Annotated in this window: 15 protein-coding genes; 11 read left to right on the top strand and 4 right to left on the bottom strand. The window is 47.3% G+C overall.

The features are described from left to right. The first annotated feature begins 50 nt into the window (after positions 1-50). The 6 genes from J6600_RS13530 (at position 51) to J6600_RS13510 (ending at position 5,944) form a co-directional block, all read left to right on the top strand. Positions 51-1,262, top strand: a complete 1,212-nt coding sequence (locus J6600_RS13530; RefSeq protein WP_003152428.1) for an argininosuccinate synthase — start codon at positions 51-53, stop codon at positions 1,260-1,262. After that, the gene (gene argH / locus J6600_RS13525) at positions 1,259-2,635 is read left to right on the top strand and encodes an argininosuccinate lyase (RefSeq protein ID WP_007613085.1); all 1,377 of its coding nucleotides are present in this window, start codon (positions 1,259-1,261) and stop codon (positions 2,633-2,635) included. Before J6600_RS13530 ends, argH begins: the two co-directional genes overlap by 4 nt. Positions 2,636-2,708: 73 nt before the next feature. Next, complete coding sequence (locus J6600_RS19705; protein WP_007408056.1) at positions 2,709-2,837, top strand: hypothetical protein; 129 nt, start codon at positions 2,709-2,711, stop codon at positions 2,835-2,837. 137 nt (positions 2,838-2,974) lie between these two features. Continuing rightward, positions 2,975-3,742, top strand: a complete 768-nt coding sequence (locus tag J6600_RS13520; RefSeq protein ID WP_017418355.1) for an SDR family oxidoreductase — start codon at positions 2,975-2,977, stop codon at positions 3,740-3,742. A 60-nt stretch (positions 3,743-3,802) separates the two neighbouring features. Further along, on the top strand, positions 3,803-4,489 hold the full coding sequence (locus tag J6600_RS13515; protein ID WP_053284944.1) for a metal-dependent hydrolase: 687 nt from the start codon (positions 3,803-3,805) through the stop codon (positions 4,487-4,489). A 138-nt stretch (positions 4,490-4,627) separates the two neighbouring features. Next, positions 4,628-5,944 carry a CBS domain-containing protein gene (locus J6600_RS13510; RefSeq protein WP_007408058.1) on the top strand — a complete coding sequence of 439 codons (1,317 nt, stop codon included), beginning with the start codon at positions 4,628-4,630 and terminating at the stop codon, positions 5,942-5,944. Between the two features lie 28 nt (positions 5,945-5,972). Here J6600_RS13510 and J6600_RS13505 read toward each other — a convergent pair whose 3' ends face one another. Further along, positions 5,973-6,275 (bottom strand): YtpI family protein, encoded by a 303-nt coding sequence (locus J6600_RS13505; RefSeq protein ID WP_014418625.1) that lies wholly within the window; start codon positions 6,273-6,275, stop codon positions 5,973-5,975. A gap of 116 nt (positions 6,276-6,391) precedes the next feature. Between J6600_RS13505 and J6600_RS13500 the strand changes: the two genes are divergently transcribed. Beyond that, positions 6,392-7,333 carry a DHH family phosphoesterase gene (locus J6600_RS13500; protein ID WP_014418624.1) on the top strand — a complete coding sequence of 314 codons (942 nt, stop codon included), beginning with the start codon at positions 6,392-6,394 and terminating at the stop codon, positions 7,331-7,333. 17 nt (positions 7,334-7,350) lie between these two features. On the opposite strand, the gene J6600_RS13495 is transcribed toward J6600_RS13500, so the two are convergent. The 3 genes from J6600_RS13495 to ytrH all read right to left on the bottom strand — a co-directional run bounded on the left by J6600_RS13495 (position 7,351) and on the right by ytrH (position 8,489). Then, positions 7,351-7,542: a YtzJ family protein gene (locus tag J6600_RS13495; RefSeq protein WP_017418354.1), complete on the bottom strand. Its 192-nt coding sequence runs from the start codon at positions 7,540-7,542 to the stop codon at positions 7,351-7,353. Positions 7,543-7,647: 105 nt separating this feature from the next. Further along, positions 7,648-8,151, bottom strand: coding sequence for a sporulation membrane protein YtrI (gene ytrI / locus J6600_RS13490; RefSeq protein WP_007408062.1), 504 nt, complete (start codon positions 8,149-8,151; stop codon positions 7,648-7,650). After that, complete coding sequence (gene ytrH, locus J6600_RS13485) at positions 8,148-8,489, bottom strand: sporulation membrane protein YtrH (RefSeq protein WP_003152438.1); 342 nt, start codon at positions 8,487-8,489, stop codon at positions 8,148-8,150. Before ytrH ends, ytrI begins: the two co-directional genes overlap by 4 nt. Before the next feature lie 142 nt (positions 8,490-8,631). Between ytrH and dnaE the strand changes: the two genes are divergently transcribed. The 4 genes from dnaE to accA all read left to right on the top strand — a co-directional run bounded on the left by dnaE (position 8,632) and on the right by accA (position 15,505). Then, positions 8,632-11,970 carry a DNA polymerase III subunit alpha gene (gene dnaE / locus J6600_RS13480; RefSeq protein ID WP_209387498.1) on the top strand — a complete coding sequence of 1,113 codons (3,339 nt, stop codon included), beginning with the start codon at positions 8,632-8,634 and terminating at the stop codon, positions 11,968-11,970. A 139-nt stretch (positions 11,971-12,109) separates the two neighbouring features. After that, the gene (ystJ, locus tag J6600_RS13475; protein ID WP_007613079.1) at positions 12,110-13,342 is read left to right on the top strand and encodes an NADP-dependent malic enzyme; all 1,233 of its coding nucleotides are present in this window, start codon (positions 12,110-12,112) and stop codon (positions 13,340-13,342) included. A 328-nt stretch (positions 13,343-13,670) separates the two neighbouring features. Continuing rightward, positions 13,671-14,543, top strand: a complete 873-nt coding sequence (accD, locus tag J6600_RS13470) for an acetyl-CoA carboxylase, carboxyltransferase subunit beta (protein ID WP_017418350.1) — start codon at positions 13,671-13,673, stop codon at positions 14,541-14,543. Further along, positions 14,528-15,505, top strand: coding sequence for an acetyl-CoA carboxylase carboxyl transferase subunit alpha (accA, locus tag J6600_RS13465; protein ID WP_014418621.1), 978 nt, complete (start codon positions 14,528-14,530; stop codon positions 15,503-15,505). The genes accD and accA overlap by 16 nt, the downstream gene beginning before the upstream one ends. Positions 15,506-15,675 lie beyond the last annotated feature (170 nt).

The following is a 15,675-nucleotide window of genomic DNA, read 5'->3' as shown; positions in this document are numbered from 1 at the left end:
ATGCATTTTTATTAATTAAAACTAATTTTTATACAAAGGGAGCTTTTAACATGGCAGAACAAAAAAAGGTTGTATTGGCATACTCAGGAGGTCTTGATACTTCTGTAGCGATAAAATGGCTGCAAGAACAGGGATACGATGTTGTTGCCTGCTGCTTAGATGTAGGGGAAGGAAAGGATTTGGCATTCGTCCAGCAAAAAGCGCTGGAAGTAGGCGCCGTAAATTCCTATGTGATTGATGCGAAAGAAGAATTCGCCAGGGAGTACGCGCTTATTTCTATGCAGGCCCATACAATGTATGAAGGCAAGTATCCGCTCGTATCTGCATTATCCCGTCCGTTAATCGCGAAAAAACTCGTTGAAGTCGCGGAAAAGGAAAACGCGGTGGCCGTAGCGCACGGCTGCACGGGAAAAGGCAACGATCAGGTTCGTTTCGAAGTATCCATCAAATCATTAAATCCTGATCTGGAGGTCATTGCTCCGGTCCGTGAGTGGCAATGGTCGCGTGAAGAAGAAATTGAATATGCCGCAAGCCGGGGCATTCCGATTCCGATCAATCTTGACAGCCCTTATTCCATCGATCAGAACCTATGGGGACGCGCCAATGAATGCGGTATATTAGAAGACCCGTGGGCGGCGCCGCCTGAAGGGGCATATGACCTGACAGCATCTCTTGAAAACACGCCGGACGTTCCGGAAATCATCGAAATCGCATTTGAAGCCGGTGTTCCGGTTTCAATCGACGGCGTAACCTACCCGCTCGCTGATTTAATTCTCAAGCTGAACGAGACTGCCGGAAAACACGGCATCGGCCGGATTGACCATGTGGAAAACCGCCTGGTCGGCATTAAGTCCCGTGAAGTTTATGAGTGCCCGGGCGCCATGACTTTGATTACGGCTCACAAAGAGCTTGAGGATCTGACTTTAGTGAAAGAAGTGGCCCATTTCAAACCGGCAATTGAACAAAAACTGTCTGAAATCATCTATAACGGTTTATGGTTCTCGCCGTTAAAAGACGCGCTGCTTGCATTCTTGAAAGAAACTCAAAAACACGTCACCGGCGTCGTGCGCGTCAAGCTGTTTAAAGGCCATGCCATTGTAGAAGGACGTAAGTCGGAATATTCACTCTACGATGAAAAACTTGCGACATATACAAAAGACGATGCGTTTGACCATCACGCGGCAATCGGTTTCATTGAGCTTTGGGGGCTGCCGACAAAAGTAAACAGCATTGTGAAAAAGAAGGAGCAGATTGAAGCATGAAGAAGCTTTGGGGAGGCCGTTTTCAAAAAACACCGGAAAAGTGGGTCGATGAGTTCGGCGCATCCATCACATTCGACCAAAACTTAGTCAAAGAGGATATTACAGGGTCTCTCGCTCATGCGGCAATGCTGAAAAAATGCGGCATTCTGACGGAAGAAGAAGAAGGCGCCATCCGACAGGGGCTGCAGATCCTCCTGCAAAAAGCAGAGGAAGGGACGCTTGAATTCTCTGTTGATTATGAAGATATCCATTTGAATATTGAAAAAATGCTGATCGAAGAAATCGGACCGCTAGGCGGCAAGCTCCATACCGGCAGAAGCCGGAATGACCAGGTGGCGACCGACATGCATTTGTATTTGAAAGATCATGTCTCACATATCATCGTACTGATTGAACAGTTCCAAAAAGCGCTGATCGAAAAAGCGGAGGCCAATGTCGAGACCATTCTGCCGGGGTACACCCATTTACAGCGGGCTCAGCCGATTTCTTTCGCCCACCATCTGCTTGCTTATTTTTGGATGCTTGAACGGGATAAAGAGCGTTTTCGCGATGCTATGAAGCGGATTAACATATCGCCGCTCGGATGCGGGGCGCTTGCCGGAACTACGTTTCCGATAGACCGTAACTATTCGGCGGAGCTGCTCGGTTTTGACTCCATTTATGAGAACAGTCTTGACGGAGTCAGTGACAGAGATTTTATTCTCGAGTTTTTAAGCGGCAGCAGCATGCTGATGATGCACCTTTCACGTTTATCAGAAGAAATCATTCTATGGTGCTCGCAGGAATTCAGATTCATTGAACTGGATGATACGTATGCGACGGGAAGCAGCATGATGCCGCAGAAGAAAAACCCCGACATGGCGGAGCTGATCCGCGGTAAAACCGGACGCGTATACGGTGATATGATGGGGCTTTTCACGATTATGAAAGGGCTCCCGCTCGCTTACAACAAAGACCTGCAGGAAGATAAAGAAGGCATGTTTGACACGGTGAAAACCGTTGAAGGAAGCCTTCAGATTTTCACGGGCATGATTGAAACGATGAAAGTAAACAAAGACATCATGAAACAAGCGACAAAACAAGATTTTTCAAACGCGACGGAACTTGCCGATTATTTAGCTAAAAAAGGCATGCCGTTCAGAGAAGCGCATGAAGTGGTCGGCAAGCTTGTGTACAGCTGCATTGAAAAAGGAATCTATTTAAGTGATATGGCATTTGAAGAATTCCTTCAAGCCAGCAGTCTCTTTGAAGAAGATATCTATACCGTGCTCGATCCGCATCATGCGGTTGAAAAAAGAATGAGCGCCGGCGGAACGGGTTTTCAGCAGGTAGAACAAGCGCTCGTAAAAGCAAAAGCCTGCGCCGGCATTTAATTTGCTGAAATTTCCTTCATATTTTCCCGTCATATCAGACACCCTACATCTATAAAGATGGGAGGTAGAAGGAATGCGCAAAGAACAAGACCGTTACATCTATGATGAAAAAGAAAGTGAAGAAACGGCCAGACTCATCTCAGAGGCATACGAAAGCGGTTATGTCGGCATGGAGGAAGCCTCTGCTCCTTCAGAAAATTAAGCTGTCTGTAAAGACGGCTTTTTTTTCGTGCGGACGAAGTGCAAAAAAGTGATATTGCCGTTTGTTTATAGTAAAGTAGAGGGAGAAACGTCTTGATTTTATTGAAGCGGCAACGTTGCCTGGGGAGGGTATTCAATGTGCGACATGCTCTAATCACTGCCGGTACAAAGGGATTGGGCCGAAAAGTGACTGAAATGCTTCTGGAAAAAGGCTTTTCTGTCACAGTGAATTACAGACAAGACGAAGAAGCGGTCGCCTGTCTGAAGGCGGATTATCCCGGGTGCCATGACAGATTGCAATTCGTTAAGGGCGATGTAACCCGGAAAGAAGATCTCATGCGGATCGCCGATGCAGCCCTTCAGCGGTTTGGAAGGATTGACATACTGATTAACAATGCCGGGCCGTACATATTTGAGCGCAAAAAGCTAGCCGATTACTCCGATGACGAATGGTATGACATGCTTGAAGGGAATTTAAGCGCCGTTTTCCATCTGTTTAAAGCGGTTATCCCGGTCATGAGACAGCAGCGGTTCGGCCGGATTATTACATACGGTTTTCAAGGAGCGGACCATGCCCCCGGCTGGCTTCACCGTTCCGCTTTCGGAGCGGCTAAAGTCGGATTGGCTTCGTTAACGAAAACCATTGCGATTGAAGAAGCCGAATCAGGCATTACGGCCAATATGGTCTGCCCGGGTGATATTGTAGGAGATATGAAAGAAGCGTCTATAGAGGAAGCAAGACGGAAAATCGGCAAAGAAAAGACGCCGATCGGCAGGTCCGGAACCGGAGAGGACATTGCGAGAATCATCGCCTTTTTATGTGAGGAAGATTCCGATCTTGTAACCGGAACGGTCATTGAAGCAACAGGCGGGCTGAATGTGATTAACAGGCATCAATCCCTGTAAGTTTTTTCGTTTGTCAAAAAGGGAACTTGATAAATATTAATTTTTTATGAGGTGAAAACGATGAAAGTGACTTATCACGGACATTCTGTCATTCAAGTGGAAACGAGAACCCATAACATTATTTTTGATCCGTTTCTGACCGGAAACAGTCTGACAAATTTGAAACCGGAAGAAGTGAAAGCGGATGTCATCCTGCTTACTCACGGACACAATGACCATGTCGGAGATACAGAGCAGATCGCTAAACAAAACGATGCGCTCGTCATTGCGCCGAACGAGCTGGCCGTTTATCTCGGCTTTAAAGGTTTAAACGTCCACCCGATGCATATCGGCGGGGCGCGCCAATTTGATTTCGGCAAAGTGAAACTGACACAGGCATTCCACGGATCGGCGGTCACTGATGAAGAAAACAAAACCATTACGTACACGGGGATGCCTGCCGGGATTTTATTGACGATTGACGGCAAAACGATTTTCCACGCCGGAGACACGGCGCTGTTCTCAGATATGAAACTGATCGGGGAACTGAATCACATTGACCTGGCGTTTCTGCCGATCGGTGATAACTTCACCATGGGCCCTGAAGACGCGAAACTCGCGGCTGAATGGCTGAGAGCGAAACAGGTCGTTCCCGTCCATTACAATACATTTCCTGTCATTGAACAGGACCCTGACGCTTTCGCCGAAAGTCTGCCCGGAGGCGTCGGCAAAGTCATGGCGGTCGGCGAGACCATTGAGCTTGCCTGACATATGTGTCAAAGACCTTCTGAATCAAGCATTCAGAAGGTCTTTTTGTGATGCCGCCTTTTTTCGGGCGTCTCATTGCGAATGAATCCCCCGTACCCTTATAATAAAAGCAGAAGACTGTCCTTAGAGGTGAAACGCTTGGCAACAAAGCATGAACAAATCCTATCATACATAGATTCGCTTCCTGTCGGTGAAAAAATTTCGGTCAGAAGAATTGCGAAAGAAATGAAAGTCAGTGAAGGAACGGCTTACAGAGCCATTAAGGAAGCCGAAAACAAAGGATTCGTTTCCACTATTGAACGTGTGGGGACCATCCGGATTGAACAGAAGAAAAAAGAAAATATTGAAAAGCTGACATACGCCGAGGTCGTCAATGTGATAGACGGCCAGGTGCTCGGCGGAAAAGCCGGTCTGCATAAAACGTTGAATAAGTTTGTGATCGGCGCGATGGAGCTTGACGCGATGATGCGTTACACAGCGGCGGGGAACCTGTTAATCGTCGGGAACCGAATCAACGCCCACCGCCAGGCGCTTGAAGCGGGCGCGGCTGTTTTGGTAACGGGAGGGTTTAATACCGACGACAGCATTATCGAGCTGGCCGATATGCTTGAGCTTCCGATTCTCTCCACGAGCTACGATACCTTTACGGTAGCCGCGATGATCAACCGGGCGATCTATGATCAGCTCATAAAAAAAGAGATTGTGCTCGTGGAAGACATTTTGACGCCCGCAGATCGGACAGTGACGCTGTCCCCTAAGGATAAGCTGGAGAAATGGTACGAAAAGAACTATGAAACCGGACACGGCCGCTTCCCGGTTATCGATCAGCAGATGAAAATCCACGGAATCCTCACATCGAAAGATATCGCGGGGCATGACCGGTCAGTTCCGATTGAAAAAGTAATGACCAAAAACCCTGTCACGGTGATCGGGAAAACATCTGTCGCCTCAGCGGCTCAAATGATGGTTTGGGAAGGAATTGAAGTGCTTCCGGTGACAGACGGGCATCACAAACTGATCGGAATGATCAGCCGCCAGGATGTCTTAAAAGCGCTTCAAATGGTTCAAAAGCAGCCTCAGGTCGGTGAAAAGCTGGATGATATTGTTTCAAGGGGATTTAAAGAAGAGGAAGATGACAAAACGCCGGCCGTTTATCAATATGAAGTCACGCCGCAAATGACCAATCAGCTCGGCACGATTTCTTACGGGGTGTTTACGACGATTTTAACCCAGGCCGCCAGCCGATTTTTACGCTCCCGCAAACGCGGCGAGCTGGTCATTGAAAGCATTACGATTTTCTTCTTGAAGCCCGTACAGATGGAGTCGGTCATTGAAGTGAAACCGCGCATTTTAGAGGCGGGCCGGAAATTCGGGAAAATGGAAGTGGAAGTGTCAAGCCAAAGCGGCATCGTTTCAAAAGCGATGCTCATGGTGCAGCTGATGGAGAGAAGTTAAGGGACGCACCCGGGTCCCTTTGCATTCATTATGCGTGGTCCCTCTCCGCTTCCTTTGCATGGATGGGCTCATAATGCTTATAGGCTCTATACCCGGCCCATGCGCTGCCTGCTCCGATTAAAATGAAGACGCCGCCGATGACCAGGGTCAGGACGGAGTGAAACAGAATCATTTGGTTTACTCCGTACAAAAGCACCAGCGCCCCTAATGCCATACTTGATTTAGCCGAAAAACATTCCTTCTCCAGCGCCCGTTTCGTCTGGATTCCTTTTACTTTGTAATACACGTAAAAGCAGGCAGAAAGCCCGATGAGAAAAACAAAAACCAGCATAAATGAAATCCTCCATTATATGAGTTTGCAAAACCGTTTATACCGTTACTGAAAGATTTTCCTTTTCCATGGATAAAGAGTATGATTAAATGAATAAAAACGAAAAGGAGAAAACGATGAAATCCGAACTGATCAGAACCATATCATTATATGACACCATTATCTTACATAGACATGTGAGGCCTGACCCGGACGCCTACGGTTCACAGTGCGGCCTTACGGAAATCCTGCGGGAAACGTATCCCGAAAAAAATATTTTTGCTGTCGGACAGCCTGAGCCGTCCTTGTCTTTTTTATATTCCCTCGATGAGGTGGATGACGAAACCTATAAAGATGCTCTTGTCATCGTGTGCGACACCGCAAACCAAGGCAGGGTCGACGATCAGCGCTACCATTCCGGCGCAAAGCTCATGAAAATAGACCACCATCCAAATGAAGATCCGTATGGCGATCTGTTATGGGTCGATACGAATGCAAGCTCCGTAAGCGAAATGATCTATGAGCTGTACCTGGAAGGAAAGCAGCACGGCTGGAAACTGAATACGAAAGCAGCTGAGCTGATCTACGCGGGTATCGTCGGTGATACGGGGCGCTTCTTATTCCCGAACACCACAAAAAAGACATTAAAATACGCGGGAGAGCTCATTGAGTTCCCATTTTCATCGTCAGAGCTGTTCAATCAATTGTATGAAACAAAATTAAATGTGGTGAAGCTTAACGGCTTTATTTATCAAAATGTGTCACTGTCTGAAAACGGCGTCGCTTCCGTTTTCATTAAAAAAGACATTTTGGAGACATATGGAACCACCGCTTCTGAAGCGTCGCAGCTTGTCGGAACACTCGGAAATATTTCGGGTATCCGCGCTTGGGTGTTTTTCGTAGAAGAAGACGATCAAATCAGAGTCCGGTTCCGTTCAAAAGGTCCGGTCATCAACGGAATTGCCCGGAAATACAATGGCGGCGGACATCCGCTTGCGGCCGGCGCATCCATCTTCAGCTGGGATGAAACCGATCAGATTCTTGCTGATCTGGAAGAGATATGTAACGAACACAAGTAGAGGGGAGACCCTCTTTCTTAGTGTTCATCTGTCACGGGGATGAACCAGCAGCCGAATTCAGTCAGGTCTTCGTAGACGCGGAGATTACAGATTTGGAGTTCTTTTTTTATGAGGGAAGCGAGTGTGTTTGTTTCTGCATATGCGGAATAGCCTTGTCTGATTCGGGCTGCATGATCTTTTGCCAAGCGTCGTTCACTAAAAACCTCCATTTTCCCTTCCTCCCTTCAGAATCATTGAAAATGTCTCATCTACAGTTTATAAAAAAGCGGAGAAAAAAGCGACAGATCTATGGAAAATTTTTAAAAATGACATAATTACGTCGCAAAAGAAATATGAATTTCGACAGACAATCTCGTATAAATCGTCAGTTCCTTTACTTCAGCTTTAAATTCCTTCTCATTTATGGTGTATATTTTGTTTTCGATCGTCCGTTTTAAAAGTTCCTTTGTTTTATACACGCTTTCAATATCCTTTGTGATGACTTCAGAAATATTATCTTTCACTTGTTCCTCAAATTTCATCTTGTCAGGCTGGGCGATTCTGTATTTTTCCCCATTGATCAGCTTCACATCAACACTTTGGATGAGCAGCCTTTGCTTATTATCCTCATTTAATTTATGAAGATCTTTCTGATAGATGGAGATTTGGTTTTTTAAATCCCGCGCGTGCTCCCGCTGCTTTTCAATTAACGTCACCTGTTCTTCCTGAAACGTTCCGTATGTAAACAGAAAGAACAGCCAGCTGACGATGGCTCCGCACATCATTCCCGCAAAAAAACGCTGCCATCCCGGTTTTTTATAATACTCGGGAATTCTCATGATGACATATTCTCCTGGGTCAGCCATGAAATAATCAGCCAGCCGGTCTGCGCGCCGCCCATTGCTGAAATAATTAAAAGAAGCTGTTTGAAGATGTCGCGCGTGTTGCCTTCAAACAGCCCCCGCTCGAAACTGTATACCGCGTCAAATGTTCCCCCGATGGCCGCGACAAGCGCCCAGATCTTCAGCCTGTTCGCCAATTTTGTGATCGCCGTCAGCGGAGGCTCGCCTGATAAATAAGCTCCGAGGCCGCCGATCAGCGCGCCGCCGAGCAACACACCGAGGGCGATAAAATAACTGCTGATGAAATTCGCCATAAATCCGGCTTCCTGATCCATATATACACCACCTCACTTTTCTATCATATTGAGCGAAACGGACAAGTATGATGATGAGTCAAAAAAGAACATTTGTTTCTTAAGAAAACCCGTCTTATAATGTAGAAAGGCAAAATGAACGTATGGGAAAGGAGTGGCGGCATTGTCTTTTGTTCACCTGCAAGTACATAGCGGCTACAGTCTGTTAAACAGCGCCGCTTCTGTAAAAGAGCTTGTTGCACAAGCGAAGGAACTCGGATATTCATCATTGGCGCTGACGGACGAAAATGTGATGTACGGCGCCATTGAGTTTTATAAAGCATGCAAATCAAACGGAATTAAGCCGATTATCGGTCTGACGGCTTCTATATACACGGACGATACGGAGCTTGAAGCACACCCGCTCATTCTTTTAGCAGAGACAAACACGGGATATCAGAACCTGGTGAAAATCTCAAGTGCGCTGCAATCCATGGCAAAGGGCGGCATGAAGCGAAAATGGATGAAGAGCTATCATGAGGGGCTGATCGCCATTACGCCCGGTGAAAACGGGTACATTGAAAGCCTGCTTCAAGCCGGGAAGTTTGAAGAAGCGGTCCGGGCTGCCGAAGGATTCCGGGAGCTGTTCGGAGACGGCCGTTTTTATTTAGGGTACCAGCCGTTTAAAGGACATGAGACGTTATCAGAAGAGATTCTCCGCCTGTCAGCCGAAACGGAAATCGCTGTCTGCGCTGCGGGGGATGTCCGTTATATCAAGAAAGAAGATCAAGATGCGTACCGCTGTCTGTGCGCTATTAAAGCCGGAGAGAAATGGGAGGATCAGAGCGGGAATCTGCCGGACTTATACTTGAGGACGCCTGAAGAAATGGCAGAGTTTTACACGCGGCATCCGGAAGCGATTGAAGCAGCCGCGCGTATCGCCCGGCAATGCCGGGTCGATGTCAGCCTCGGACAGACACAGCTTCCGTCTTTTCCGGCGCCGGACGGCAAATCAGCCGATGACTATTTGGCGGAGATCTGTCATGAGGGGCTGCGCCTCCGTTTCGGCACTCCTGATGAGCGCGCTGCCCGCCGGCTTGAATATGAGCTGGACGTCATCAGGCGCATGAAATTCAGTGATTATTTTCTCATCGTATGGGACTTTATGAAGTATGCGCATGAAAAGGGCATTGTGACAGGTCCGGGAAGAGGGTCCGCGGCAGGCTCGCTTGTCGCTTACTCCCTTTTCATTACCGACGTGGATCCGCTTAAACATTCTCTGCTGTTTGAGAGGTTTCTTAATCCCGAGCGGATCAGCATGCCGGATATTGATATCGATTTCCCTGATACGAGAAGGGATGAGGTCATTCAGTATGTACAAAATAAGTACGGGGCCATGCACGTCGCCCAGATTATCACCTTCGGGACATTGGCCGCAAAGGCGGCGTTAAGGGATACCGGGAGAGTGTTCGGAATCAGCCCGAAAGAAGCCGACCAGCTTGCCCGCCTGATTCCGTCAAAGCCGGGAATGACGCTTGAGGAGGCGAGGCGGCAGTCCGCTCAGCTGAACAGGCGGCTGTCCGAATCCGCCGTTCTTCATAAAGTGTTTCAGATCGCAAGGAAAATTGAAGGTCTTCCGAGACACACGTCAACACACGCGGCGGGGGTCGTTCTCAGTAAAGAGCCGCTTTCTGAAGTTGTCCCTCTTCAAGAAGGGCATGACGGCGTATATTTAACGCAGTATGCGATGGATCACCTGGAAGATCTCGGTCTTTTAAAAATGGACTTTTTAGGTTTGCGCAACCTGACGCTTATTGAATCCATTAAAACGATGATTGAAAAAGAGACGAATACGAAAATTGATTTTTCCGAGATTTCTTATCAGGATGAAAAAACGTTCTCGCTATTGTCAAACGGTGATACGACGGGTATTTTCCAGCTGGAATCATCAGGAATGAGAAACGTGCTGAAACGCCTGAAGCCGTCAAGACTGGAAGACATTGTCGCGGTTAACGCGCTTTACAGGCCGGGACCGATGGAAAATATTCCGTTATTTATCGACCGGAAGCACGGGCGGGCGCGTGTGGAAGTACCGCACGAGGACGTAAGAAATATTCTCAGTGACACTTACGGCGTCATCGTCTATCAAGAACAGATAATGATGATCGCTTCGCGCATGGCAGGGTTTTCATTAGGTGAAGCGGATCTGCTCAGACGGGCTGTCAGCAAAAAGCAAAAGGACATTCTGGACAGAGAGCGAAGCCATTTTGTTGAAGGGTGCTTAAAAAAGGAGTATTCTGTAGTCACTGCAAACGAGGTCTACGATCTGATTGTAAAATTCGCTAACTACGGATTCAACAGAAGCCATGCTGTCGCATACAGCATGATCGGCTATCAGCTCGCCTATTTAAAAGCCCATTATCCGTTATATTTTATGTGCGGGCTGTTGACGAGCGTCATCGGCAATGAGGACAAAATATCGCAATATCTGCATGAAGCGAAGGGGAGCGGGATTCAAGTCCTTCCGCCGTCAATAAACAAAAGCGGTTTTCCGTTTGCGCCGGAAAACGGAGCCGTCAGATACAGTTTGCGGGCCGTTAAAAACGTAGGCGTCTCGGCAGTGAAAGATATTTATAAAGCAAGAACACATAAACCGTTCGAGGATCTTTTCGATTTCTGCTTTCGCGTACCTGCAAAAAGCGTGAATCGGAAAACCATCGAAGCCCTTATATTTTCTGGCGCCATGGACGAATTCAATCAAAATCGCGCAGCCTTGCTGGCCTCCGTTGATGTGGCTTTAGAGCACGCTGAACTTTTTCGTGCAGGTGATGACCAAATGGGATTGTTTTTGGAAGAATCGTTCTCCATTAAGCCAAAATATGTAGAGGCTGAGGAATTTCCGCTCGTGGACAAGCTTCGGTTCGAAAAAGAAGCTCTCGGTGTTTATTTCTCAAGCCATCCTTTGTCTGCTTTCAGGGATCTCCTGAAAAAACGGGGGGCGCAAGCGATCACAGCAGCGCGGCAGATGCCGAAGGGGCAGCTGTCAATCGGCGCTTTGCTCGCGGGCATCAAAACGATTCGGACAAAGACAGGTCAGCATATGGCGTTTCTCACATTAAGCGATGAAACGGGAGAAATGGAAGCCGTCGTGTTTCCTGACCAATATAGAAGGCTGTCTCCGCTGTTAGAAGAAGGCGCGCTTTTATTCGCCGCCGGAAAAATGGAAGAGCGTCAGGAGAAGACACAATTCATCATGTCATCCGCCTCTCTTCTTGAGCAGACGGAGGCAGACAGAGCGCCGTCTGTTTACATCAAAATCGAAGGCAGCCGGCACAATCAGGAGTTTTTGGAAAAGATGAAGCGTATTTTACTGGAGCATAAAGGGGAAACCGGCGTTTATCTTTATTATGAAAAAGACAAGCAGACGATCAGGCTGCCGCATACTTTTCATATTCAGGCGGACCATCAGGCGTTATACCGTTTAAAAGAGCTGCTGGGCCGCGAAAACGTCGTGTTAAAATAGTGGTAACAATAATCGTTTTGTTATACAATTGAAACAATTGTGCTATCTTATTTAAAGATTCTGAAATTTTTCACCTCCAGCGATTGTACCAGTCTATGCGGCAGAATATGTAACAAAGTACTTAAAAGGAGTGTTTAGAATGTCATTAAGAGAAGAAGCGTTACATTTACACAAAGTAAATCAAGGAAAGCTGGAATCAAAAGCAAAGGTAGAAGTCAGAAACGCGGACGACTTAAGCCTTGCCTACTCTCCCGGAGTAGCTGAGCCTTGTAAAGAGATTTATGACGATAAAAATAAAGTATATGATTATACAATGAAGGGGAACATGGTAGCAGTCGTAACAGACGGATCAGCCGTTCTCGGTCTCGGTAATATCGGGCCTGAAGCTTCTCTTCCGGTCATGGAAGGGAAAGCGGTGCTGTTCAAAAGTTTCGCGGGCGTGGATGCATTCCCGATCGCGCTTGACACAAACGATGTGGACAAAATCATTGACACTGTGAAGCTGCTTGCACCGACATTCGGCGGTGTCAACCTTGAAGATATTGCGGCGCCGAACTGCTTCATTATCGAAGAGCGCCTGAAAAAAGAAACAAACATTCCGGTTTTCCACGATGATCAGCACGGCACTGCCATCGTAACCGTTGCCGGACTTGTAAACGCGCTGAAATTATCAGGAAAATCCATGTCATCCATTAAAGTTGTGGCAAACGGAGCGGGAGCGGCAGGCATCGCGATCATCAAGCTTCTTTACCATTTCGGCGTACGCGACATCGTAATGTGCGACTCTAAAGGGGCGATTTACGAAGGGCGTCCGGCCGGCATGAACGCAGTGAAAAACGAAGTGGCGAAGTTTACAAACCAAGACCGCAACGACGGTTCGCTGCAGGATGTCATTAAAGATGCAGACGTCTTTATCGGCGTATCAGTCGAAGGCGCGCTGACGAAAGAAATGGTGGAAAGCATGGCGAAAGATCCGATTATCTTCGCAATGGCCAACCCGAATCCGGAAATCATGCCTGAAGACGCGCGCGCAGCCGGCGCAAGCGTAATCGGAACAGGCCGTTCTGATTTCCCGAACCAGGTCAACAACGTTCTGGCATTCCCTGGAATTTTCCGCGGGGCGCTTGACGTTCGCGCGACTCACATCAACGAAGAAATGAAAATTGCTGCGGTTGAAGCGATTGCTTCCCTCGTTTCAGAGGAAGAATTAAGCGCTGATTATGTCATCCCGGCTCCATTTGACAAACGTGTGGCTCCTGCCGTTGCGAAAGCTGTTGCGAAAGCAGCGATGGAAACGGGCGTCGCCAGAATTACGGTCGATCCTGAGGAAGTGGCTGAAAAAACAAGACAGCTCACAGTCATCGGCGAATAATAACACAAAAATGAAATGGCAGCGCGTTGGAAAAAAACAACGCGCTGCTGTTCAATATACGGACTGCTGGCATTTTTTTAAGGGCAGGTCTTAAAAAAATTTCAGCAGAATCCTTATTTCTTTTGAAAACGCTGACAGATAAGGCTGAACAACGCTTTTTACGGTATGAAATCCGTCCGTTTCCGTCTGTTTTGCAGCAAAAAATGTCGAATGGAGGATGACACCGTTTGACAAAAAAAGTACAATAGTTTCGGTAAAGTTATTATTAAGTCTATCTAATCGGAAGACATGCAGTGAAGAGAACCCTTCACAAAAGGGAGGTAATCATTTGTTAAAGGATATATTCACAAAAAAGAAAAAATATGCTTCCGTGCCGTCTGAGCAGGCAAAACATGATGTTCCGGAAGGCATTATGACAAAGTGCCCCAAATGTAAAAAAATCATGCTCACAAAAGAGTTAGATAAAAACCTGCGCGTCTGCATGAACTGCGGGCACCATTTCCCGATGAATGCAAAGCAGCGCATTGAAAGCCTCCTGGATGAAGATTCATTCGAAGAATTCAACCAGGGAATGATATCTGAAAACCCGCTCGGTTTCCCGGGATACTTAGAAAAAATCGAAAAAGACCGTGAGAAAACATCGCTGAATGAAGCGGTGGTTACCGGAAAAGGAACCATCGGCGGATTCCCTGCCGTGATCGCGATCATGGATTCAACATTCCGAATGGGCAGCATGGGTTCGGTTGTCGGCGAAAAAATCACGCTTGCAATTGAAAAAGCAAAAGAGGAAAAAGTCCCGTTTATCATCTTTACCGCTTCCGGCGGCGCACGTATGCAGGAGGGGGTCTTAAGCCTTATGCAAATGGCCAAGACAAGCTCTGCATTAAAACTGTTCAGTGAGGAGCAGGGACTGATTATTTCTGTCATGACCCATCCGACGACAGGCGGCGTATCGGCCAGTTTCGCGTCTCTCGGTGATTATAATTTCGCTGAACCGGGCGCCTTGATCGGATTTGCCGGAAGACGTATTATTGAACAGACGATCGGGGAAAAACTGCCGGAAGATTTCCAGACGGCGGAATTTTTATTAAAGCACGGCCAGCTTGATGCGGTGATTCACCGAAACGACATGAAAGACAAACTCGCATTTCTGCTGGACATGCACCAAACAGGAGGTGAGCATGAGTGGCTGCAAGATTAGAATTTGAAAAACCAGTGATTGAACTGCAGACGAAAATCGCCGAACTGAAAAAATTCACCCAAGATTCGGAGATGGATTTAAGCGCTGAAATCGCAAGGCTTGAAGACCGGCTCAGCAAGCTCCAGGATGAGATTTATAAAAACCTGAAGCCGTGGGACAGAGTGCAGATCGCACGCCTTCCCGACCGGCCGACGACGCTTGATTACATTCAATACCTGTTTACCGACTTTTTTGAGTGCCACGGAGACAGAACATACGGAGATGATGCTGCGATTGTCGGCGGAGTCGCCAAATATCACGGCATGCCGGTCACCGTCATCGGACATCAGCGCGGAAAAGACACGAAAGAAAACCTCGTCCGCAATTTCGGGATGCCTCACCCTGAGGGCTACCGCAAAGCGCTTCGTCTCATGAAGCAGGCGGATAAGTTCAACCGCCCGATTATCTGCTTCATCGACACGAAGGGAGCGTACCCGGGTAAAGCGGCGGAGGAACGGGGACAAAGTGAAGCCATCGCCAAGAACCTGTTCGAGATGGCCGGCCTGACAGTGCCTGTCGTTTGTATCGTCATCGGGGAAGGCGGCAGCGGAGGCGCGCTTGCATTAGGTGTGGGCAACCGCATGCTGATGCTTGAGAACTCGACGTATTCCGTTATTTCTCCTGAAGGAGCCGCGTCCATTTTGTGGAAAGACTCCAGCCTTGCGAAAAAAGCGGCCGAAACCATGAAGATTACTGCGCCCGATTTATTAGAATTAGGAATTATTGATGATATGATTAAAGAAGTGAAGGGCGGAGCTCACCATGATATCAAGCAGCAGGCGGGCTACATTGACGGTATTCTTAAAGAAACGTTAAAATCTCTTCTTCAAATGAACGCCGAAGAATTGATCTCACAGCGCTATGAAAAATATAAAGCAATCGGGAAAGTTTCGGTTGAAGATCAATATATCGGGGTAAACTGAATAGACGTGAAGCCTATGGCTCACGTTTATTTTTTGTGATTTTTGTGATATTCCTTAAATTTTATTTAAAAACAATTTATTTAATTGTATAATAGGTAAGGTTTCATGGGAGCTCAGGCGTCCCTTTTCATTGTTTTAGGGCAATGATCATGATATGTTTAACATATATA

The sequence above is a fragment of the Bacillus sp. LJBV19 genome (assembly GCF_017797845.1).
GTDB lineage: Bacteria > Bacillota > Bacilli > Bacillales > Bacillaceae > Bacillus > Bacillus velezensis.
Note: the sequence above shows the minus strand (reverse complement) of the source record. Positions and strands in the feature narration are given on the sequence as shown.

What these genes read in the sequence shown, in the direction of transcription:
- J6600_RS13495 (WP_017418354.1), bottom strand. Translation starts at nt 7,542, where the DNA reads ATGGAGGTTTTTAGTGAACGACGCTTGGCAAAAGATCATGCAGCCCGA.
- J6600_RS19705 (WP_007408056.1), top strand. Translation starts at nt 2,709, where the DNA reads ATGCGCAAAGAACAAGACCGTTACATCTATGATGAAAAAGAAAGTGAA.
- argH (WP_007613085.1), top strand. Translation starts at nt 1,259, where the DNA reads ATGAAGAAGCTTTGGGGAGGCCGTTTTCAAAAAACACCGGAAAAGTGG.
- J6600_RS13500 (WP_014418624.1), top strand. Translation starts at nt 6,392, where the DNA reads ATGAAATCCGAACTGATCAGAACCATATCATTATATGACACCATTATC.
- ytrI (WP_007408062.1), bottom strand. Translation starts at nt 8,151, where the DNA reads ATGAGAATTCCCGAGTATTATAAAAAACCGGGATGGCAGCGTTTTTTT.
- J6600_RS13530 (WP_003152428.1), top strand. Translation starts at nt 51, where the DNA reads ATGGCAGAACAAAAAAAGGTTGTATTGGCATACTCAGGAGGTCTTGAT.
- J6600_RS13505 (WP_014418625.1), bottom strand. Translation starts at nt 6,275, where the DNA reads ATGCTGGTTTTTGTTTTTCTCATCGGGCTTTCTGCCTGCTTTTACGTG.
- ystJ (WP_007613079.1), top strand. Translation starts at nt 12,110, where the DNA reads ATGTCATTAAGAGAAGAAGCGTTACATTTACACAAAGTAAATCAAGGA.
- J6600_RS13515 (WP_053284944.1), top strand. Translation starts at nt 3,803, where the DNA reads ATGAAAGTGACTTATCACGGACATTCTGTCATTCAAGTGGAAACGAGA.
- ytrH (WP_003152438.1), bottom strand. Translation starts at nt 8,489, where the DNA reads ATGGATCAGGAAGCCGGATTTATGGCGAATTTCATCAGCAGTTATTTT.